Origin of the sequence: Gemmata algarum, assembly GCF_034097035.1 — a bacterium.
Lineage (GTDB): Bacteria > Planctomycetota > Planctomycetia > Gemmatales > Gemmataceae > Gemmata > Gemmata algarum.
This window is the reverse complement of the sequence record NZ_JAXBLV010000214.1, coordinates 1-21,511: the sequence shown is the minus strand read 5'-3', so window position 1 is coordinate 21,511 and position 21,511 is coordinate 1. Positions and strand designations below refer to the sequence as shown.

Genomic DNA, 21,511 nt, shown 5'->3' with positions numbered 1-21,511 from the left:
CTTACGTTTGCGACCGTTTGCGACGAACCCACCACGTCAGAAGGACGGAAAGAGCGATGCAGGACACGCCGATTCCGCCCCACAAGCGCCAGTTGAACGGGGGGCGGTCTTCGTAAACGTCGAGAACCGGCGGCGGAGGCAAGTAATGCTCCAGCCGAAACTCGTCCGGGGAGGCGCCTTGTGCGGGGTACGTGTACCGAACCTTGGTCGTGTTGTCGCCAGAGTCAGCGGGAGTTGAGGAGAGCACCTGACTTGCTTCCGTCACAACGGGTCGCCCGTTCCGCGAGGTGAACTTCCGAGTCATCACACCACGTAGGGGACGCGACTTCTCACCTGGCTTCACAGGCAACTCATACTCAAATCGGGTAAGCAGGTACTGATTGCCGGTTGAGAACGTCAACATCCCCCGGTCAATCACGACATCACTTTGATCGGGGAGGGCACGAGAGTAGTGAAGTGTTACCAAATCAGTCCCGTCGCGAGTAAGCGACCCTGCCTTAAAGCCCGGACGGTTGAGGACATCAAGAACAGTACTCGATTGAACGGCAGCGGTGAGAGGGCGGTGCAACAGGTGCCTCTTGCCGACAGCTTCGCGAAAAGATTCTTCCATCTTGTTCCCGGGCTGTTTGTTCCCGAACTGGAAAAGGAGCGCGTACTGCCCAGATGTTGCTGTCTTTTCAACACCGAATGCCTCAGTTGGATTTAGGCAGAGTCGGCGGTTCTCCCAGGCCACGAGGGTAGAGTTGTCATGATGAAAAGTGACAAATGTGCCCTTTTCGGTCTTACCTCGGATAGTAAAATCACGTTCGGCTTGAACCGCCGGAATCTCCAACTCCCAGTTGCGTAGTTCCGCTTGCCCCTCCCGAATACGAACAAGCAGATCTTCGACTTCTCCAGCGGTGGCACCCTGAGCACAACCGAATACGAGGGCAAGTAAAAACCAGTATCGTTTCATGCCGCTGCTCGACTCGAATGAGTGGTGAACTTGTTGGTTGATACAGCGGAGCTGTCAACGGCCGCGGTCGAACGCGGCCACCGCCGTTGGTTACCGGTCATAGCTTTAGCCGCCGTGCGATTATCATCCGTTACCAAGTGACATACCCTATCGCATCGCACAAATCAACGATTTTCTCGAATCTAAAAATGCTCACATGTAATAGCAAACCGTTGCAGCACCGTGCTTGAGGACGTGTTCGGCCCGGGCGGCACGCGGTCCGGGCCGAACATGGAGATTGTGACCGATAGCCAAGGTGCAGAAACGAGACGACGGCGGGACAGCACCAGTTCAAGCTTCCCGGCCGCGCAGCAACCGGAAGCGGAACCAACAAAAGACGGGAAGGGCCATTCTGGCCGAGGACGAGCCGAGCGAGGCTCACGCGCCCGTGTCGGTCACCACCGCCAGAATCGCCCGCTCCCGCGTCGCGAGCCAGTGCCCCTCCCACGACAACACGACCCGGTAGACAAGTGCCGTAACGGCCAGAACGAAGAGCGACAGTAGCAGCGACACCGGGTACCCGCGGATGTCGGCCAGTTCGGCCAGCAGCACTTCCACCACAAGGGGTATCAGTACCGGCGCCAGAAGCAGCGGCAGCACCGACATCAGCACCAGTTGGAGCAGAACCGGCCCGAACTTGACCCGCGCCGGCTGGAGCGTCCCCGCCGCCATCGGAAACGGGGCCAGGATGGATTGCGCGTTCGCCAGGAGACAAAACAGAAGGTACGCGGTGACCAACTGGGCGAAGACCGCCGGGTAATGGTCCGCCCGCATCGGGTACACGGCCCCGACGATCGCCACCATCGTCCCGCTCAGTCCCAACCCGATCGGAGCGACGGCCAGGTTCTTGCCCAACAGGATCTCGCGCCGCGGAGCGGGGGACAGCACATACGCCCGGAACCCGGCGCGGTCGTAACCGAACTGGTTCCCCACGAGTTGCACCCCGCACAGCACCAGCACCATCACCCCGCCGCCGAGGACCAGCAGCGGGCGGTACTCGCTCGGCACCACCACGCGCGAACTCATCGCGCCGCCGAGCGACACACACAACAGGATCAGCGGCGTCAGAATGGCCATCTTCACCTCGGGCGCTCGCAGGAGCCCGCGAAACGCCGCGGTGGCGACCGCCGATGCGTGCTCGGAAACCCACGGTAACCGCCACTCTGTCAGCCGCAACCGGTTCGGGTCGGCGGGCGCCGGCCGCGCCGTTTCCGTTCGCCGCGATCCGGTGAACGCTCCCGTGTAGAGCCGGAGCGTCGTCCGGTACGCGCGCCGCAAGCTCACAACCCCGATCAGCCCCAACCCGCCGGTCCCCAGAAGGGCCGGCGCCACATCGCCGTGGCCGAGATCCGCCGCGCCGAGCGCCAGCCAACCCGGCGGGAACACGGTGCAAACGGTCCGAATCACGCCCGCAATGCGGTCCCGCGACTCGCGCGCCTTTTCGTCCCGCTTCTGCTTCTGCTCAACCTCCCACTGCGCCCGTTCGTCCGGGGTCAGGTCGGGCTTGGGCTGAGGCTGGTTCCGCTGATCCGCGGCCCAGGGGCGCGTCACGTTCAGCATGTTCGGCACTTGAGCCAGCATGACGAACCCGGCGGTCAGGGCCATGACGATCGTCCGCCGCCGGCGCGGGTTCACCATCAGCGCCGCGAGCCAGCCCTGAAACTGGTACGTGACCGCTGTCACCGCCAGGACGAACGCGGCCAGCAGCGGCAGCGCCAGCAGCGCGGCCACCGACCCGGCGCACGCCTGACCGAGGATCAGCCCGACCATACCGGGCACGAACACGATCAGGTTGACGCTGAACAGTGAGCTGAGGTAGTTGATCAGGAAGGCTCCGGCCGGGGACACCGGCAGGTGGAGCACCCGGTCGAGCACGACCCCTTCGGCGCGCTGAAGGTCACCCAGAAGGCCGATCACCCAGAAGAACAGGAACACGGCCCCCGCCCCGGCCCACACGACCAACCGCACCGCCGGTGATGCCGAAGGCAGGGCCTGAAACCCGGCAAAAAACCCGGCCACGAACAGACCGAGCGCGGCGCACAGCGCAAGCGCCATGAACACGAAGAAGATGACCAAGTTGATCGGGCCGGCCTTCCGGAACTGGTTCACCCGCAACCGCCAGCGGAGCCACAGGAACGCGCGAAACTGCTCGGTGTTCACTGGGCGACCTCCAGCCAGGCGAGTTTCGGCGCCGCAACCGCGTCCGCCCCAGCCAGTTGAATGAACCGGTTCTCCAGCGTGTCGCCCTGGCGGATCGACTCCAGGGACGCCTGCTCGACCAGCCGGCCGCCCGCAATGATCCCCACGTGCGTGCAGAGCCGCTCCACGATCTCCAGCACGTGCGAGGTCAGGAACACCGTCGAGCCGCGGGCCACGAACCCGGCCAGCAGGTCGCGGATCACCCGGGACGTGATCGCGTCCACCCCCTCGAACGGTTCGTCCAGGAACAGCAGGTCCGGGTTCGGCAGCAGTGCCGCGGCCAGCGCGAGCTTCTTCTTCATCCCGTGCGAGTATTCCAGGGAGAGCTTCGCCCCCTCGTCGGCCAGCCCCAGCAGGTCGAGCAACTCGTCGGCCCGCGCGCGGACCGTGGCCCGGGGCATCAGGTGCATCCGGCCGACGAACGTCAGGTACTCGCGGGCGGTCAGGTTGTCGAACAGGGACAGGTTCTCGGCGATCACCCCGATGTGCCGCCGCGCGTCGAGCGCCTGCGCATGGTCGCTCATGTCCCGGCCGAGCACGCGCACGGTGCCCGCGCTCGGGGCGAGCAAACCGGTGAGCATCTTGATGGTCGTCGATTTGCCGGCGCCGTTCGGTCCGAGGAACCCGTAGAAGGTGCCCCCCTCCACCCGCAGGTCGAGGCCGTCCACGGCACGAAAATCGCCGAAGTCACGGGCCAGTCGATGGGTCTCTATGGCCAGGCTCATGTTTCCCCCGGTTAAACGGCGCGGTACCGCCGAACGGTTCAACAGTGTCTTCGCCAGCGGTCCCAGTTTATCAGCAACGCAGGCGGGGAATCGGTCCGACCGGGCACGGCCTCAGCAAAACGGCGGCGGGAAGCGGCCCTTTCACGGGGCTCACGAGTCGGGCACCATCGGCAATGTGTCCGAATGGCGACGAAATGTAGGCACCGGCGCGCAAGAAACGGCACGGGGACTCGTCGGTATAATGGTTGCAGGCCGCCCGCCTTGTCCGGGGCGGGCGCGCCGCTATCAGTAACTTTACCTCTCCCTCCTGCCGCCCGTGCGTGCCCACCGGAGCTTGTAATGTTCAGCGAGAACGGCGAATACGTCGAAGCACAGTTCCGCCGGTGGCAGCAGGACAAAGACTCGGTCGATCAGACGTGGCAGGCGTTCTTCGCGGGAATGCAGTTCGCCGGCACGCTCCCCGGCGGGGCGGCGCCGGCCGGCGGAAGTGGAAGCGGGGCCGCGAGTTCGGCTGACCTCCGGGTACAAACGGGCGTCACACGGCTCGTGTTCTGGTACCGACAGGCCGGGCACCTTCAGGCCGACGTCGACCCGCTCGCCAGCGACCCGCCCCCCCCCTCGCCGCTCCTCAAACTCGAGAACTTCGGGCTCTCGGAAGCCGACCTCGACCGCACCGTCGACGGCAGCATGTACTTCGGGCTGAACAGCCCGGCCACCCTCCGCGACCTGCTCGCCACTCTCAAAGCCACCTACTGCGGCACCACCGGCTTCGAGTACATGCACATCGACTCGCTCGACGTGCGCTCCTGGATCGCGTCCCGCCTCGAACCGACCTGCAACCGGCCGATGCTCAAGCTGCGGCAGAAGTACCGCATCCTGCTCACCCTGCACCAGGCCGAGCTGTTCGAGAAGTTCCTGCACACCAAGTACGTGGGCCAGAAGCGGTTCTCGCTCGAGGGCGGCGAGACCCTCATCCCGGTGCTCGACGCGATCATCGAGAAGGGGCCGTCGCTCGGGGTGAAAGAGGTGGTCATCGGGATGGCCCACCGCGGCCGCCTGAACGTGCTCGCCAACACGCTGCACAAGCCGTTCAGCGAGATCTTCAACGAGTTCGAGGACAACTACCTCCCGCTCTCGACGCACGACGGCGACGGCGACGTGAAGTACCACCTCGGGTTCTCGGCGGACGTCGAGACGGCCGACGGGGGTAAGGTCCACCTTTCCGTCACCCCCAACCCGAGCCACCTGGAGATCGTGAACCCGGTGGTCGAGGGCCGGGTGCGGGCCAAGCAGCGCAAGCACGGCGACAAGGAGCGCGTCACCGGCGTGCCCGTGCTCATCCACGGCGACGCGGCGTTCGCGGGCCAGGGCGTCATCATGGAGACGTTCAACCTGATGAACCTCGCCGGGTACCGCACCGGCGGCACCATCCACATCGTGGTGAACAACCAGATCGGGTTCACCACCAACCCGCGCGACAGCCGCAGCACGCAGTACTGCACCGACATCGCGAAGTTCATCCAGGCGCCCATCCTGCACGTCAACGCGGAGGACCCGGAGGCGTGCGTCGCCGCCGCGGAGTTCGCGCTGGAGTTCCGCCAGCAGTTCAAGCGCGACGTGGTGATCGACCTCGTGTGCTACCGCCGGTGGGGCCACAACGAGGGCGACAACCCGGGCTACACCCAGCCCCTCCAGGCCAAGGTGATCGCGCAGAAGAAGCCGCTCTCCACCATCTACGCGGCGAAGCTCGCCGGCGCCACCGAGGACCCGAGCGTCACGGAGGCCGTGGTCGCGGACATCGTGCGCGAGTTCGACCAGAAGCTCTCCGAGTCCCTGCGCGACGCCGAGGCCGTCGCCGCGGCGTACCGCAACCAGCTCGAGGCGGCGCACCAGCAGGTCAAGGAGATGGTGAAGAAGGGCGAGACCAAGAAGCGCGGGATGGAGGGCTTCTCCGGGCGCTGGAAGGGGTTCACCAACCGCTACTCGCACGACCCGGTCGCCACCGGCATCGGCGACGCCGTTCTGGACCGCGTCGGCACCGCCCTCGGCACGTTCCCGGACGGGTTCACCGTCCACCCGAACCTGTTGAAGATCCTGCTCACCCGGTCCGAGAACATCAAGAAGCGGGGCAGCGTCGACTGGGGGACGGGCGAGGCGCTTGCGATCGGCTCGCTCGTGCTGGACGGCGTCCCCGTGCGGCTCAGCGGCCAGGACAGCCGCCGCGGGACGTTCACGCAGCGGCACGCGGTCGTGGTCGATTACGAGACCGGGTCCGACTACTACCCGCTCCAGAACCTCGACCCGAAGCAGGCGCCGTTCGACGTGATCGACAGCTCGCTGTCGGAGGCCGCGGTGATGGGGTTCGAGTTCGGGTACTCGCTGGACGACCCCGAATCGCTGGTGATGTGGGAGGCGCAGTTCGGCGACTTCGCCAACGGCGCGCAGGTCATCATCGACCAGTTCCTCACGTCCTGCGAGTCGAAGTGGAACCGGTCGAGCGGCCTAGTGCTGCTGCTCCCCCACGCCTACGAGGGCCAGGGGCCGGAGCACTCCTCCGCGCGGCTGGAGCGGTTCCTCCAGATGTGCGCCGAGGACAACATCCAAGTTGTGTACCCGACCACCCCGGCGCAGTACTTCCACCTGCTCCGGCGGCAGGTGAAGCGGGGCTTCCGCAAGCCGCTCGTGGTGATGACGCCCAAGAGCCTCCTGCGCCTGCCCGCGGCCGTGTCGCCGGTGAGCGAGTTCGCCGACGGCACCCACTTCCGCGAGGTGCTGGATGACGACCGGAGGGGGTCGCAGGGGGAACCCGCGGGGGGTTCCCCCTCACAAGACCGGAGGGGGTCGCAGGGGGAACCCGCGGGGGGTTCCCCCTCACAAGACCGGAGGGGGTCGCAGGGGGAACCCGCGGGGGGTTCCCCCTCGCACAAAGACAGCGCGGACCTCGTGACCCGCGTCCTGGTGTGCTCGGGCAAGGTCTACTACGACCTCGTGAAGAAGCGCGACGAGCTAAAAACGCAGGCGGTTGCGATCCTGCGGCTGGAGCAACTGTACCCGTGGCCGGAGGCCCAGCTCTCCGCGGCGCTGAGCAAATACCGCCGCGCCCGCGAGTTCCTCTGGGTGCAGGAAGAGTCCCAGAATATGGGGGGCTGGTCGTTCGTGGAGCCGCGGCTGCGGGCCATGAGCTTCCCGTTCGAGTACATCGGCCGCGACGCCAGCGCCAGCCCCGCCACCGGCTCGCACCACGTTCACGAGCTGGAGCAGAAGTTGCTCGTGGACGCGGCGTTCGCGCCGACGCCGTCGGGGCCGATCGGGCCGGGCTGGGTCGGGTGGAAGACCGCCGCGACCACGATCAACGGCGCGCACGCGAACGGGCACACCGGCGCCGCCGAAGACAAGACCGCGATAACCGGCGTGAAAGCCGGCGCGCCGGGGGCCTGAATAAATTGGTAGCGGGTGAGCGTGCGCCGCGCCCACGGATGCGTCCGTGGGCGTCTTCATACAGGGGTCGCGAATGGCAATCGAGCAGGTGGTGATGCCGAAGGGCGGCGAGTCGATCTCCGAGGGCACGCTGAACCGCTGGTTCAAGCCGGACGGGGCGTTCGTGAAGGCCGACGAGCCGCTCTTCGAGATGGGCACCGACAAGGCCTCTCAGGAAGTGGTCGCCCCGGTCGCCGGGGTCGTCAAGCACCTCGTCAAAGAAGGTGAGACGCTCCCGGTCGGCGCCGCCGTCGCCCAGATCGACACCGACGCGAAGGCGCCCGCCGCCGGCGCGGCTCCCGCGCCGGCGAAACCGCAAGCGGCCGCAGCGGCGCCCGCGCCCAAAGACGGGGCAATCCCTTCGCCGGCGGCGGCGCGCGTGCTGGCCGAGGCGGGTGTGAGTGCCGCAGACGTGAAAGGTACCGGGCCGAACGGGCGCATCCTGAAAGAGGACGCCGTCGCGGCCACGACCGCCAAGGCGCCCGACGCGAACGGCCGCCCCCCGGCGGAAGCGAAGCCGGCCCCGGCCGCCCCCAGCGCGCCCCCGCGGGCGCCGGGCGAGCGAGTCACCCGGGAGCCGATGTCGAAGATCCGCAAGACCATCGCCAACCGGCTGCTCGACAGTCAGAACACCACGGCCACGTTGACCACGTTCAACGAGGCCGACATGACCGCGATTCAGGACCTCCGCGCGAAGTACAACGACAAGTTCGAGAAGAAGTTCGGGGTGAAGCTCGGGTTCATGTCGGTGTTCGCCAAGGCGGCGGTGGAAGCGCTGAAGTCGTTCCCGCTCGTGAACGCCCGCATCGACGGGGACCAGATCGTTCACCAGCACTTCTACGACATCGGCGTCGCGGTCAGCACCGAGAAGGGGCTGATGGTCCCGGTGATCCGCGACGTGGACAAGCTCGGGTTCGCCGACATCGAGAAGTCGATCGCGGCCGTGGCGAAGAAGGCCCGGGACGGCAAAATCACCTACGCCGACCTCGAAGGCGGCACGTTCACCATCACGAACGGCGGCATCTTCGGGTCGATGATGAGCACGCCGATCCTGAACCCGCCGCAGGTGGCGATTCTGGGCATGCACAGCATCCAGAAGCGGGCCGTCGTGGTGAACGATCAGGTCGTGGTCCGGCCGATGATGTACCTGGCGCTCAGCTACGACCACCGGCTGATCGACGGCCGCGAAGCGGTGCAGTTCCTCGTGCGCATCAAGGACTGCGTGGAGAACCCGGAACGCATCCTGTTTGAAGTTTGAAATCCGGATTAGCCACAAAAAAGCACAAAGGGCACAAAAGTAAGCGAAGAGAGGAACGATCCTCTCTCTGTCTTGGTTTCCTTTTGTGCCCTTTGTGCTTTTTTGTGGCCATCAATCTTTTTGTTGGGGCATTCGATGGCGGACAGCTACGACCTCGTGGTGATCGGCGGCGGGCCCGGCGGGTACATGGCGGCCATTCGGGCGGCCCAGCTCGGGCTCAAGACCGCGTGCGTCGAGAAGCGCCCGAACAAGGCGCTCGGCGGCACGTGCCTCAACGTCGGCTGCATCCCGTCGAAGGCGCTGCTCGATTCGTCGGAAGCCTACGAACACACGCTGCACAAGCTCGCGCGGCACGGGGTGAAGGTCGGCAGCGTCGCGCTCGACCTCGACACCATGCTCAAGCGCAAGGACAAGGTCGTCGGCGACCTCACCGGCGGGGTCACGTTCCTGTTCAAGAAGTACGGCGTCACACCCGTTTATGGTTCGGGTAAGCTTCTTAAGGGCAATAAGGTTGAAGTGACCGCCGCGGACGGCGCGAAGAGCACGCTCGAAGCGAAGAACGTGCTGCTCGCGACCGGCAGCGAAAGCATCGAACTCCCGTTCCTGAAGTTCGACGGGAAGTACGTCGTCGGCAGCACCGAGGCGCTGAACTTCAACCCTGTGCCCAAGCACCTCATCATCGTCGGCGGCGGGTACATCGGGCTGGAGCTCGGGTCGGTCTGGAAAAGGCTCGGGGCGAAGGTCACGGTCATCGAGTTCCTGCCGCGCATCCTCACGATCAGTGACGGCGAGGTCGCGAATGAGGTCCACAAGCTGCTCGTGAAGCAGGGGTTCGAGTTCCACCTCGAAACGAAGGTGACCGGCGCCAAAGTGGAAGGCGACTCCGTTACCGTGACCGCGCAGGGCAAGGACGGCAAGGAGATCAAGGTCACCGGCGACCGGGTGCTCGTGTCGGTCGGGCGTCGGCCGTACACCGCGGGTCTCGGCCTGGACGAGGCCGGCGTGAAGTACGACCCCAAGAGCGGCCGCGTCGAGATCGACGCGCACTACCGCACCAATGTCCCCGGGGTGTACGCGATCGGCGACCTCGTCACCGGCCCGATGCTCGCCCACAAGGCGAGCGAAGAGGGGGTGGTGTTCGCCGAGACGCTCGCCGGGATGAAGCCGCACGTCAACTATGACGCGATCCCGAGCGTCATCTACATCTGGCCGGAAGTGGCCAGCGTGGGCCTCACCGAAGAGCAGTTGAAGGAAAAGGGCGTCGAGTACCGGGTGGGCAAGTTCAAGTTCGCCGCGACCGGGCGGGCGCAGGCGATGGACGAGCGCGACGGCTTCGTAAAGGTGCTCGCCGACGCGAAGACCGACCGCGTGCTCGGCGTTCACATCCTCGGCCCGCGGGCGTCCGACCTGATCGCCGAGTGCGTGACGATCATGGAGTACAAGGGCAGCGCGGAGGACATCGCCCGCTGCACGCACGCGCACCCGACCCTGAGCGAGGCCGTTGGAGAGGCGGCCCGGATGGCGTGGGCCGGTAAGCCGCTGAACTCGTGAGGCCGCGGCGATGACGGAAGAGGAGTGGTTGTCGGCACAAAACCCACTTAACCTCCTCATGTACGCACGTCGGAACGGTCCGACGCTGCGAACCAAAATGGGCCAGCGGAAATTCCGGCTGTTCGCGGTTGGTTGTGTGCGCAGGATTTGGCCGTCAATCGGTCAAATCGCCCAACAGCGAGCAGTCGAAATTGCAGAGCAGTTTGCCGACGGTATTGGAACGACAGATGATTTTTTGTGGAACGCCTGGGTGATGGCCGGACAGTCACTCGCCAAATCGGACCCAAAGCCGCTGCACGACATCCTGTTCGGTGTTTGCAGCGGCAAGGTGTGGGAAGCAGTAAAAGTCTGGCGGTTAACGTCCTCGGCACCGCTCAACTCCGCGCGGGGCAACAAGCCAACAGAAGAGAAACGGCAACTCGCGGCGCTCACACGTTGTGTTTTCGGCAACCCGTTCCGGCCGCCAGCGTTTGGCCTCGCGTGGCGCACCCCAACCGTTCTCGCATTAGCGAAGGGCATTTACGCCGACCGCGCGTTCGATCGGTTGCCGATCCTCGCGGACGCCCTCCAGGACGCGGGTTGTGATAACGACGACATCCTGAACCACTGCCGCGCCGACACGGTTCACGCTCGCGGGTGCTGGGTCGTGGATTTGGTGTTGGGGAAACGTAGAGGCGAACGGCGCGTGTGGCGAAGAACCCACCCCAACCCCTCCCTGCAGGGAGGGGAGTTCTGCAAAACACGCCCAACGTGTCAGATCCGCAGATCATTTCTCAAGGAGTTTGCTCCCCTCCCTGCAGGGAGGGGTTGGGGGTGGGTTCTCCGCGATTCGATTCCCTCTCCCTATTCGAGAAAGGAACAGGGGAGGGATACGAATGCGCCCGGCCGAGATCTTTCGCTTCTGCCCGCGGTGCGGCCACCCCCGTCCGGACGCCAACGTCGGGCGCACTCCGCTCCAGTGCCCGGGGTGCGGGTTCACGTTCTTCTTCAACCCCACTGTCGCGGGCGCGGCGTTCATCTTCCGGCCAGATGGCCAGATTTTGCTCATCCGCCGTGAGAAAGATCCCGCCGCCGGGAAGTTCGGCGTGCCCGGCGGGTTCCTCGATTTCGGCGAGTCCGCCGAAGAGGGCACCCGGCGTGAGGTCCGCGAGGAAGTGGGGCTCGAACTGCACAACCTGCGGTTCGTCACCTCGTTCCCCAACCTCTACCCCTATCGTGAGGTGCTCTACCCGGTCGTGGACCTGTACTTTGCGGCGGAAGCGATCGATCCCGACCGCGCCGCCGCCCTGGACGCGGTCCGCAGCATCGAATGGCGCCGCCTGGGTGACGTACCGGACGAGGAAATGGCCTTCGATTCCCTTCGCGTCGCGCTTCGCACGCTGCGGGCCGCAAATCCCGATCTGCGGTAGCCGCTGGTTTCTACCGCCGCGATGAGTTAGGATGATCCTGCGCTGCCATTTCTCGCTCACGTATTGTTGTCGACGCCGTGCTGATTCGCCGCGGGAGTGCCGAATGTCCGTGTCGTACACGTGTACCAACCCCGCGTGCGGGGTCGTGCTGAAAACTTCCAGCCGGATCGCGATCGGCAAGTCCGTGAACTGCCCCAAGTGCGGCCAAGCGTTCGTCCCGGAACCCGGCGGCGCGGCCGCCGGCACGCTCAAGCTCGTGGACGAGCCGAAGAAGCCCGAGCCGCCGAAGCCCAAACCGTTCGTTGACGACGACGAGGACGCCGAGTCGGTCAAAAAGGGGTACGGCGTCATCGCCGAGACCGAGGCGGAAAAGGAGCAGGCCGAGCGGAACAAGCCGTCGTTCAACGAGATCCAGGACAAGCACAAGAAGAGCGCCCGCGGCCCGGCCATGTCGCTGCTGGTCATGCCCAGCAACCTGCTCACGCTCGCGGGGTTGGCCACCGGCATCATCGGGCTGTTCATCCTCGTTGCGGGCGCCTTCCCGCTCATTTTCAATGACGCCCCGCCGGGCGAAGAGGAAACCGAAGAGGCCATCATCCAGATGACCATCGGGGTCACCGCCTTCTTCTGGGGGGCGATGCTGTGCTTCTGCGCCAGCCAGATGCAGGAGCTGGCGTCGTACCCGTGGGCCATGGTCGGGGCGGTCATGGGCATCGTCCCGTTCCTGGTCGGCATCTACGGCATCGTGATGCTCCAGAACCCCGAAGTGAAAGCCGGCTTCGAAGAAGTCGAAGGGTCCACCGACGAGGAAGAAGCGGACGGCAAGAAAGACGATGATGACGACGAGGACGACGACGAGGACGATGAGGACGACCGAAAGAAGAAACGCGGCGGGCAAAAGCTCACAAAGGGCGACAAGAGGATGCGTTCGTGAGCGGGGCCGAGAACAGCGATCCGCAGGGGCACGGGCGAATGGTCGCGGCAAGTGACACCGACACGGACCTCCTCCGCCGGTTCCAGGCGGGCGACTCGGGGGCGTTAGAAGCCCTGTTCGCCCGCTACGAGGAACCGGTGTTCCGCTTCCTGCTCGGCGTGCTCAAGGACCACCACGCGGCGGAGGACGCGCTCCAGGAAACGTTCGTCCAGGCCCTCCGGAACCTGGACGCGGTCGCGGCCGACACGTTCCGCGGGTGGCTGTTCACGATCGCTTACCGGCAGGCCATGCTGCTCAAGCGCAAGGCCAAGCGTGTCCCGACGCAGGCCGACCCGCTGGTCCTGCTCGGGCTGGTCGGCGACGGCCCGGCCGACCAGCGGGCCGACACCGCGGACGACGCCCGCCGGGTCCGCGAATTGCTCACGCTGTTGCCCGGCCCCCAGCGCGAGGTGATTCTGGCGCGGGTCATCGACGGCAAGACGTTCCGCGAGGTGGCGGCCGCTCTGGGCTGCCCGCTCAACACCGCACTGGCCCGGATGCACGACGGGCTGAAAAAGCTTCGGCAGCTTTGGGAGGCCCGATATGCCTGATCCGGCGCTCCAGTCCACCGCCCTCCGGTACGCGGCCGGCGACCTCGGGCCGGCCGAAGTGGCCACGTTCGAGGAGCGGCTCGCGTTCGATCAGGACGCCCGCGACGCGGTGGCCGAGGCCGTCCGGCTGTCGGCCGCGGCCCTGGGGCAGTCCGCCCCGAAGCCCGGCGCGGCGTTCCGCGCCGGCCTCCGCGAGCGGCTGACGTGGACCCCGTCGCGAGGGCTGACGTGGGCGACCGGCGGTGCGGCAGTAGCCGCGGTCTGCGCGCTGATCGGGCTCGCGCTCGCCGATCACGCCGAACCGCCGTCGTCTGCGGGACACACCCCGACGGCGTCTCACTTGGCACCGCCCGAAGCCGGAACCGAGCCGGACGCACCCGCGGGCACCCAGGAGGCGACCGCTATGGTCGCGGCCGAGTCACCGGGCGCGGCGTGCGGGGACGACCGAAGCGTGGCCGAAATTTGGGCCGAGCTGAGCAGCCATGAGCACGTCGAAAAGGCCCGCGACGACGAAGCCCGCTGGCGGCAAAAGGTTCAGCACTTGGCCCACCCGTCCCCTTTCTCGTCCGCGCACAAGACCGACGCTCCGTAAGGACGACCGGTCAGAAGTCGTCAGGTCAGCAACTCAGGAGACGTTGTCCCTCCTGAATTTGTGGCGTTACGACTTTCGGCGAGCGAACTTGTGACCGGAAGTCCTTAGCCTCACACTCCCGTCCGCCCGCTGCCGAACTCGCAAGGGACTCGCTCATGTCCGGAACGGTGTTCGTCCGAGCCGTCGGGCTCGTTCTCGGCGTGTGGGCGGCGTGCGCCGCGCGCGCCGGCGAGCCGCTCCCGCGCTTCACGGAAGAGCGCGAGGCCGCCGCCCTGCACTTCGTACGCAAGCACTGCCCGGACCTGACCCCGCTGCTCGAAGAGCTCAAACGAACGGCCCGCCCCGCTTACGAGCTTCAGATCCGTGAAACGTTCCACGTCTCGGAACTGCTCGCGGAAATCCAGGACGACGACCCGAAGCGGCACGAACTCGAGTTGAAGTTGTGGACCGCGGAGAACAAGGCACTGGTGCTCGTGGCCCGGCACACGACGGCGAAAGAAGACGAGCGCAAAGCGGTCGAGGAGCAGCTCCACGCCCTGGCGAAGGAACTGGTCGCCCTGGAGGTGCGATCGCTCGAGCACCGGGTAGAGATCTTGCAGTCCGAACTGACGCTCGCGAAAAGCGATCTGGCCAAGTTCCGCGACAACCTCGATGGCAACGCAAAGCAGCGGTACGAAGCGCTCCTGGAGCGAACGAAGAAGAAGAAGCCGTAGCCCCGGCCGCCATTCAAAAATCAACAAAACACATCAGCAACGGGTTCGATTTCGCGCCCGGACCCTTGACTCAGAACATGCGCGCGGCAACGATCGCATGTGTTTGAAATCTGACGCCGCGTGACCACCGAATCGCTCGCTCGGGAGTCTCCGGATGTGCCCTCTCCCACCCGGCGCCGCCGCGCGCTGTTATCCGGCACCGACACACAGTCGCCACGTGCTTTCCCCGCCCGGCCGCGTGCCCGTCGCCGGCTCGCGCACAGATTTTTACAATTCGCGGCGGGTGCGGGGCCGCCACTCACTTTCCCTTGATGAGATGCCGCGATGCCGGTCGGCTCATTCGACCGCGGCGCTCCGCTCGCGTCTGACGTGTGAGGTCCACTCAAGCGTTATCACCCCACGGAACCGTCCGCCGTGCCCACCGATCCAGTTGCCGCCCCGGCTGTCGGCCCCTCCGAGCCCATTAACGTCTCACCTCGCCGCCCGGACCGAGTCGGCACTCGTGTGCATCAACGAGAACCAAATCGTCCGCGTGTGGAACACGGCAGCGGTTCACCTCTTCGGCTCCGCGCCTGAAGAAGCGGTCTGGCCACCGCGGAAATCCCGGTGCGCACATTGAACACGACCGATTGCCCGGCGAGAAACTGCCCGCGTAGGAGCCGACCGATGATGACCGCGATCGCTGCCGTCAACATCCTGATCGTGGAAGACGATGTCGGGATCGCCGAACTGGAGCGCGACCGGCTCGAAGAAACCGGGTACGACGTGCAGGTGGCCGGCAGCGCCGAGGAAGCCCTCGAAGCGGTCGGCCGCGGCGGGGTGGACCTGGTGCTGCTCGACTACCGGCTCCCCGGGGGCATGAACGGCCTCGAGTTCTACGCCCGCGCGAAGGCCGCCGGGCACGATCTGCCGGTGATCCTGGTCACTGGGTTCGGCAACGAGGCGACCATCATTCAGGCGCTGCGGGTCGGGGTCCGGGACTTCGTCACCAAATCGCTGGAGTACCTCGATTACCTGCCGGAGGCGGTGGGCCGGGTGCTGCGCCAGGTCGGCACCGAGCGCCGGCTGGCCGAGTCCGAGGCCCGGCTGGCCGGGATCATCGAGTCGGCCAAGGACGCGGTGATCGTGGTCGAGGCGGACCGGACGGTGAGCCTGTTCAACCCGGCCGCCGAGCGCATGTTCCGGTGCCGTGCCGCGGACGCCGTCGGGCGCCCGTTCACCGACTTCATCCCGGACGAGGGGGCGGGGGCGGGGTCCCCGGAGACGTCGCTCAGCCACCGGCTGAAAACCGGCACCCGTGGGGTGCGCGACGACGGCGAGCGGTTCCCGCTGGAAGCCACGGTCTCTCCCGCGCGGGCGGCGGGCCGCCGGTTTTACACGGTGGTGGTGCGCGACATCACCGACCGCAAGAGGGCCGAAGAGGCGCTGCGCGCCGAGCGGGACCGGTTCGCGCGGGTGGCCGCGGTGGCTCCGGGGGCGATTTACTCGCTCCGGATGCCGCCGCGCGGCCCGTGGTGCCTGCCGTACGCCAGTCCCGGGTTGGAGCAGATCTACGGGGTGCGCCCCGAAGCGGCGGCCGGTAACATCGCCCCGCTCCTGGCCCGGGTCCACCCGGAGGACCTCGTGCGGGTGCTGACGACCAACTCGGCCGCCGCGCAGGCGATGTCGGTGTGGCACTGCGAGTACCGGGTCCGGCACCCGGACCGGGGTGACATCTGGGTCGAGGGCCGGGCCGCCCCGAGCCCCGAGCCGGACGGGGGCATCCTGTGGCACGGGGTGCTGACCGACGTGACCGAACGCAAGCAGGCGGAGGCGGCGGCGGCGCGGGCCCAGGAGCGGCTGCGGTACGCGGTCGCGTCCAGCCCGGCGGTGCTGTTCACGCTGGGGTTCAGCGCCGGCGGGCTGCAAGGCGTCGAGTGGATCAGTGACAACCTTCGCGACCTGTTCGGGTACGACCCGACCGAGGCGTTCGCGCCCGACTGGTGGACGGGCAACGTACACCCGGACGACCGCGACGTGGCGGCGGGCGCGGCGGCGGCGCTGCTCGCGAACGGCCGGGCCGCCCGCGAGTACCGGTTCCGGCACCGGGACGGCCGGTACCGCTGGGTCCGGGACGAGCTGCGGCTGGTGCGGGACGGGGCCGGGCGGCCGTCAAAGGCGGTCGGGTCGTGGTCCGACGTGACCGAGCGCCGGCGGCTCGAGGAACAGTTCCAGCAGTCCCAAAAAATGGAGGCGTTCGGGCAACTGGCGGGCGGGGTGGCGCACGACTTCAACAACCTCCTCACCGTCATCAACGGGTTCGCCGAGCTGCTCGGTGCCACGATCCCAGAAGGCTCCGCGGACCGGGAACTGCTCGACGCGATCCGGGAGGCCGGTGAGCGGGCCGCGGGGCTGACCCGGCAGTTGCTGGCGTCCAGCCGGCGGGCTGTGCTCGAGCCCAAGGTGCTGGACCCGAACGCGGTGGTGGCGGAAACGGGAAAGCTGCTCCGACGCCTGATCGGCGAAGACGTCGTGTTGGCCACCGCCTTACACCCACACGTGAGCCGGGTCCGGGTGGACCCGGGCCAGTTCGGCCAGGTGCTGATCAATCTGGCCGTTAACGCCCGGGACGCAATGCCGCGCGGGGGGATGCTGACCATCGAGACCCAGGGCACCGAGCTCGACGCAGAGTACGCGCGACTGCACCCGGACGTGCGACCGGGCGCGTACGTGCTGATCGCGGTCACGGACACCGGGGTTGGCATGTCGGCGGAGGTGAAGGCCCGCATCTTCGAGCCGTTTTTCACCACCAAGGGCGTGGGTCAGGGCACCGGGCTCGGGCTGGCGACGGTGTACGGCGTCGTTCAGCAATCGGGCGGGCACATCGACGTGTACAGCGAGCCCGGGGTCGGAACGTCGTTCAAGATCTACCTGCCGGCCGTTGACGGGCCGACGACCGACGTAGCGGACGACGCGAGTGCGGAGTGCGGGGGCACGGAAACGGTGCTCGTGGTCGAGGACCAAGAAGACGTGCGGAGGTTCGCCCGCCTCGTCCTCCAGGAGCGCGGGTATACGGTGCTTGCGGCGGCAAACGCAGACGACGCGTTGCGCCAGGTCGCACGCGCGGTGCGTCTCGACGTCATGGTAACCGATGTGGTGATGCCGGGAATGAGCGGTCCCGCGCTGGCGGACGTGCTGCGCGACCGGCACCCAGATCTCAAGGTGCTGTTCGTAAGCGGGTACACCGACGACGCCGTGGTCCGGCACGGGTTCGTCGAGGCGGCGGACGCGTTTCTCCAGAAGCCGTTCACTCCGCTCGCGCTGGCGCGAAAGGTTCGCGCCGTTCTCGACGTGCCCGGGTAGCGGTTTCGTTTACCCGGCCCGTTTTTGGGTGCCCACCGTGAGGCGCCCAAAACGGACAGCCACGAGCCACCGAATTGGCCGCCACGGGTGGCACGTTCGGAACCCGCCTTACCCCACCTACTCCACTTCCGGCCGGCTGCTCACGCCCCCACTTCCGTGCGTTCCCGCATCACATTCAGCTTCGCGCCGGCGGCCTCCTCACGTCGGGAATTCTCGTGAAATGGTACGGTTTTCGGGCCAACAGCCGTTGACCGGAGCGGCAGGCACGTTATCGTCCCGCGACTTTCCGCCACACAAGGGCGAGAGGGACCGCACACAGGGGATCGACCCGCCGGTTTGCCGCGGGTCAGGTCGGAGCAGGTTGGGGAGCCTGCACCGGCTGGTCGTTCACGCAGTCCGTCGAAGGGGGGAGCTGGGTTATGCGCATTCGGTACATCGGGGGGGCCGTGCTGGCGGCCGTGGTCGCGGTCGCATGTCCGGAACGGGCCGCCGCCCAAGAATCGTTCCCGACACCCATCAATAGCGGGGACTTTGCCGGCGGAGGGGCGTTCCCGATCCCGACCGGGCGTGCCGGGGACTCCGGGTTCTACACGTCTGCCGAGTTTACCATGCTCCGGCAGTCGAAAGCAATCGGCTCCCAGGACATCGGGTTCCGAGGCCTCTACGACACGATGGGAACCATCACCGGCATTCCCGGTACGTTCCTGGGCAGCGGTACGCCGGCCCTGAACACCAAGTCCGGTGGGGCCGGCACCTACCAGCCCGGGTTCGTCGCCGAGATCGGGTACAAGTTCGACACCGGTACCCGCGTTTACTTGAAGTACTTGCAGTTGTTCGACGCCCAGTACTCGTCCGGGGCGACCCAGTACCCGCTCGGGTTCCGGTCCAACGGGGACCTGACCGACACGTTCCTGTCGTCCCCCGTGTACAACTTCACCACGTTCTTCAACGGGCCGACCCAGGACACGAACTTCGATGTCGGCAACGCCGGGAACAACACCGCCGGCCTGTGGAACGCGGCCGACGTGATGGACACCAAGTTCACCCAGCGGTACCAGCAGGCCGAACTGGGGATGCGGATGCCGATGTTCGCGACCGAGTACAGCAGCGTCTACGGCCTCGGCGGGGCGCGGTTCGCTTGGTTCTTCGAGCGGTTCACTTGGCGCACCGTGGACCTGGACCAGAACGGCAACTCGACCCCGCAGAGCGCCGCGGAGTACTCCAACACGCTCTCGCAGCGGATGTACGGTTTGTTCGTCGGGTGCGGGCACGAGATCTACCTGGGGAGCATGTTCTCGCTCAGCTCCGACCTGACCGCCGCCGCGTACCTCGACGTGGTCAAGGGCCGGGCCAAGTATAAACTGGGCGACGACACCACCCAGTCTAAGTACGGCCGCAACACGTGGTCGCTGGTGCCCAGCCTGACCGCCGACGTGAACCTGTGGATGTACCCGATCGAAGGGGTGCAACTGCGGGTCGGGTACAGCGCGATGACGTTCTTCAACACGCGGTACATGAAGGACCCGGTCGGGTTCAACTTCGGGAACATCGACCCGAACTACGCGACCAAGTACTTCCGGTTGCTGCACGGGTTCAACCTCGGCGTCGGGTTCTTCTTCTAAACCTGTGCCGGGACGACCTCCCCATCCCCAGATGCGGTCGCCGCGTGCCCCGGCTAGGGCACGCGGCGCGCCGCGTTGTGGCGGTGACCCGGGGGACAGGCACCGAGACGAAGGACCGCAGGCCCGGCGGAGCAGGGAGTGGTGCGGGAGCGGCGCCGAACGGCACCAGTTTCCTTCCCTGAAACCCGACCCCGGCCTCTCGATTCCGGTCCCGACCCAGGGCAGATTGCCGCGTTCGCCGGGGCGGGTATAATCCCCCCCTGTCCCGCGGACGCCCACCGGCGCCGCAACTCGCAACGTCTCTGCCCCGAGGAGCCTGTATGGCCGACGGACACGAACAATCCGCCGGGTTCAGTTACCGCACGGCTCTGCCGTGGACCAACATCTTCCGCTGCTTCCAGGTCGCCCTGGACCCGCGCAAGTTGCTCGTCGCCGCACTCGGCATCTTCGTGATGTCGTTCTCCTGGTGGCTGCTGTCGAACATTTTTTACTACAAAGCGCCGATCCCGAACGACCCGGACTACAGCAACACGACGCTGGCCCGCGAGTTCGAGGGCAAGACCAAGGCGAACGAGCAGCAATACACTCAAGATGACTTCACCCGAATCGGCAAAGAACGGTTCGAGCGCGACTACAAGCAGTGGCAGCAGCTCGACGCGCTGGCCGGCCCCGGCGGGCGGCTCCGCACGCTCCCGTGGTACGAGTACCGCGGCCCGAACCCGTTCCTGCTCTTCACCGACCTGCTCGGCGGCAGCGCCGCGGACCGCGAGCACACGTCCCGCGAGTTCGTCAGCGGGTCCGTCCCGGTGCTCGTGGAGCCGCTGGTCAAGCTCCTGCTGCCGGTGGCGAAGCTGCTGTCGCCGGGGGTCAGCCTGCAAACCCGGTTCTACCTGTTCCTGGTGCTGCTGAGCAACGTGGCGGTGTGGGCGTTCTGCGGCGGCGTCATCACCCGGCTCGCGGCGGTGCAGCTCGCGAACAAGGGGCCGATCACGCTAAAACAGGCCGTGCTGTTCGTGGCGAACCGGTACGTGAGCTACCTGGGCGCGCCGCTGGTGCCGCTACTCATCATCGCCGTCGTGGTGCTCGGGCTGATCGGGTACGGGCTGCTGGCCCTGATCCCGTTCATCGGCGACATCGTGCTGCTCGGGTTCGGGCTGCCCGCGGTCATCATCGGCGGGGCCATCATGACGGTGTTCCTCATCGGGCTGGTCGGCTACCCGATGATGTACTGCACGCTGTCCGTCGAGGGCGACCAGAGCGACACGTTCGACGCGCTGAGCCGCTCGCTGAACTACGTCTACCAAGCGCCGTGGCACTACCTGTGGAACTGGCTGGTCGCGGTCGCCTACGGCGCGGCCGTGACGCTGTTCGTGCTGTTCTTCGCGTCCGTGGCGGTGTACGTCGGGAAGTGGGCCGTGGGCCTGACGGCCAGCGCCGTGTGGCAGGACCGCAAACCCGAGTACCTGTTCGTCTACGCGCCCGAGTCGTTCGGGTGGAAGGAACTGCTCACCAAGGACAGCCCGTACGCCGTGCAGGGGCGGTGGGTGCCCCTCGACCAGGACGGCAAGGAAACGGCCGACCCGGCCAAGCGGGTGCGCGAGGTGTACCAGTACGCCCCGGCGAACCCGGAAACGTACACGGCCGCGAAGCAAGAGTTCTGGGCGTACAACCGCTGGGGCGCCGGGATTGTGTGCTTCTGGCTCACGCTCGCGTTCCTGATGATGCTCGGGTTCAGCTACAGCTTCTTCTGGTCGTCCGCCACGATGATCTACTTCCTGATGCGGAAGAAGGTGGACGAGGCGGAACTGGAAGAGGTGTACGAAGACGAGGAACCGGCCCCCTTCGTTGAGGCGCCGAAACCGGCTCCCGCTCCGGCCCCTGCCCCCGCGGACGTTCCGGTTACGCTGGGCGGCCCGCTGAACAAGCCGGCCGCACCTGCGGCGAGCCCGGTGGTGCCCGAAACGTTACCGTACAACCCGCCGGCGGCCGTCAGCCCGCCCCCGGCGCCCAAGATCGAGGAACCGCCCCCGGCGCCCAAGATCGAAGAGCCGAAGAAACCCGCGACCGACCCGACAGGGCCGAGATCTCCAGCAGCCGGCAGACGT

13 protein-coding genes and 1 pseudogene are annotated in these 21,511 nt (G+C 66.6%); 11 read left to right on the top strand and 3 right to left on the bottom strand.

Annotated features, from left to right (window positions below):
• Position 1: 1 nt before the first annotated feature.
• The 3 genes from R5W23_RS25545 to R5W23_RS25535 all read right to left on the bottom strand — a co-directional run bounded on the left by R5W23_RS25545 (position 2) and on the right by R5W23_RS25535 (position 3,918).
• On the bottom strand, positions 2-955 hold the full coding sequence (locus tag R5W23_RS25545) for a hypothetical protein (protein WP_320688794.1): 954 nt from the start codon (positions 953-955) through the stop codon (positions 2-4).
• A 417-nt stretch (positions 956-1,372) separates the two neighbouring features.
• Positions 1,373-3,154 (bottom strand): hypothetical protein, encoded by a 1,782-nt coding sequence (locus tag R5W23_RS25540; RefSeq protein WP_320688793.1) that lies wholly within the window; start codon positions 3,152-3,154, stop codon positions 1,373-1,375.
• Positions 3,151-3,918, bottom strand: coding sequence for an ABC transporter ATP-binding protein (locus tag R5W23_RS25535; protein WP_320688792.1), 768 nt, complete (start codon positions 3,916-3,918; stop codon positions 3,151-3,153). Before R5W23_RS25535 ends, R5W23_RS25540 begins: the two co-directional genes overlap by 4 nt.
• Before the next feature lie 339 nt (positions 3,919-4,257).
• On the opposite strand from R5W23_RS25535, the gene R5W23_RS25530 reads away from it, so the two are divergent.
• From R5W23_RS25530 to R5W23_RS25480, 11 genes and pseudogenes are all read left to right on the top strand, one after another.
• A complete protein-coding gene (locus tag R5W23_RS25530) occupies positions 4,258-7,356 on the top strand; it encodes a 2-oxoglutarate dehydrogenase E1 component (RefSeq protein ID WP_320688791.1) in 3,099 nt (1,032 codons plus the stop codon).
• A gap of 73 nt (positions 7,357-7,429) precedes the next feature.
• Positions 7,430-8,653, top strand: a complete 1,224-nt coding sequence (gene odhB, locus R5W23_RS25525; RefSeq protein WP_320688790.1) for a 2-oxoglutarate dehydrogenase complex dihydrolipoyllysine-residue succinyltransferase — start codon at positions 7,430-7,432, stop codon at positions 8,651-8,653.
• A 135-nt stretch (positions 8,654-8,788) separates the two neighbouring features.
• Positions 8,789-10,204 carry a dihydrolipoyl dehydrogenase gene (gene lpdA / locus R5W23_RS25520; protein WP_261186876.1) on the top strand — a complete coding sequence of 472 codons (1,416 nt, stop codon included), beginning with the start codon at positions 8,789-8,791 and terminating at the stop codon, positions 10,202-10,204.
• A gap of 875 nt (positions 10,205-11,079) precedes the next feature.
• Positions 11,080-11,613: an NUDIX hydrolase gene (locus R5W23_RS25515; RefSeq protein ID WP_320688789.1), complete on the top strand. Its 534-nt coding sequence runs from the start codon at positions 11,080-11,082 to the stop codon at positions 11,611-11,613.
• Positions 11,614-11,716: 103 nt separating this feature from the next.
• A complete protein-coding gene (locus R5W23_RS25510; protein WP_320688788.1) occupies positions 11,717-12,547 on the top strand; it encodes an IBR domain-containing protein in 831 nt (276 codons plus the stop codon).
• Positions 12,544-13,137 (top strand): RNA polymerase sigma factor, encoded by a 594-nt coding sequence (locus tag R5W23_RS25505; RefSeq protein ID WP_261186880.1) that lies wholly within the window; start codon positions 12,544-12,546, stop codon positions 13,135-13,137. Before R5W23_RS25510 ends, R5W23_RS25505 begins: the two co-directional genes overlap by 4 nt.
• The gene (locus R5W23_RS25500; protein WP_261186881.1) at positions 13,130-13,729 is read left to right on the top strand and encodes a hypothetical protein; all 600 of its coding nucleotides are present in this window, start codon (positions 13,130-13,132) and stop codon (positions 13,727-13,729) included. Before R5W23_RS25505 ends, R5W23_RS25500 begins: the two co-directional genes overlap by 8 nt.
• 155 nt (positions 13,730-13,884) lie before the next feature.
• Complete coding sequence (locus tag R5W23_RS25495) at positions 13,885-14,442, top strand: hypothetical protein (protein ID WP_261186882.1); 558 nt, start codon at positions 13,885-13,887, stop codon at positions 14,440-14,442.
• 666 nt (positions 14,443-15,108) lie between these two features.
• Positions 15,109-17,784, top strand: a complete 2,676-nt coding sequence (locus R5W23_RS25490) for a response regulator (RefSeq protein ID WP_320688787.1) — start codon at positions 15,109-15,111, stop codon at positions 17,782-17,784.
• 419 nt (positions 17,785-18,203) lie between these two features.
• The gene (locus tag R5W23_RS25485) at positions 18,204-19,406 is read left to right on the top strand and encodes a hypothetical protein (RefSeq protein WP_261186884.1); all 1,203 of its coding nucleotides are present in this window, start codon (positions 18,204-18,206) and stop codon (positions 19,404-19,406) included.
• Positions 19,407-19,726: 320 nt separating this feature from the next.
• A pseudogene (locus tag R5W23_RS25480) lies at positions 19,727-21,511 on the top strand (hypothetical protein); the annotation flags it as partial.

What these genes read in the sequence shown, in the direction of transcription:
- R5W23_RS25510 (WP_320688788.1), top strand. Translation starts at nt 11,717, where the DNA reads ATGTCCGTGTCGTACACGTGTACCAACCCCGCGTGCGGGGTCGTGCTG.
- R5W23_RS25490 (WP_320688787.1), top strand. Translation starts at nt 15,109, where the DNA reads ATGATGACCGCGATCGCTGCCGTCAACATCCTGATCGTGGAAGACGAT.
- odhB (WP_320688790.1), top strand. Translation starts at nt 7,430, where the DNA reads ATGGCAATCGAGCAGGTGGTGATGCCGAAGGGCGGCGAGTCGATCTCC.
- lpdA (WP_261186876.1), top strand. Translation starts at nt 8,789, where the DNA reads ATGGCGGACAGCTACGACCTCGTGGTGATCGGCGGCGGGCCCGGCGGG.
- R5W23_RS25500 (WP_261186881.1), top strand. Translation starts at nt 13,130, where the DNA reads ATGCCTGATCCGGCGCTCCAGTCCACCGCCCTCCGGTACGCGGCCGGC.
- R5W23_RS25495 (WP_261186882.1), top strand. Translation starts at nt 13,885, where the DNA reads ATGTCCGGAACGGTGTTCGTCCGAGCCGTCGGGCTCGTTCTCGGCGTG.
- R5W23_RS25530 (WP_320688791.1), top strand. Translation starts at nt 4,258, where the DNA reads ATGTTCAGCGAGAACGGCGAATACGTCGAAGCACAGTTCCGCCGGTGG.
- R5W23_RS25515 (WP_320688789.1), top strand. Translation starts at nt 11,080, where the DNA reads ATGCGCCCGGCCGAGATCTTTCGCTTCTGCCCGCGGTGCGGCCACCCC.
- R5W23_RS25545 (WP_320688794.1), bottom strand. Translation starts at nt 955, where the DNA reads ATGAAACGATACTGGTTTTTACTTGCCCTCGTATTCGGTTGTGCTCAG.
- R5W23_RS25535 (WP_320688792.1), bottom strand. Translation starts at nt 3,918, where the DNA reads ATGAGCCTGGCCATAGAGACCCATCGACTGGCCCGTGACTTCGGCGAT.
- R5W23_RS25485 (WP_261186884.1), top strand. Translation starts at nt 18,204, where the DNA reads ATGCGCATTCGGTACATCGGGGGGGCCGTGCTGGCGGCCGTGGTCGCG.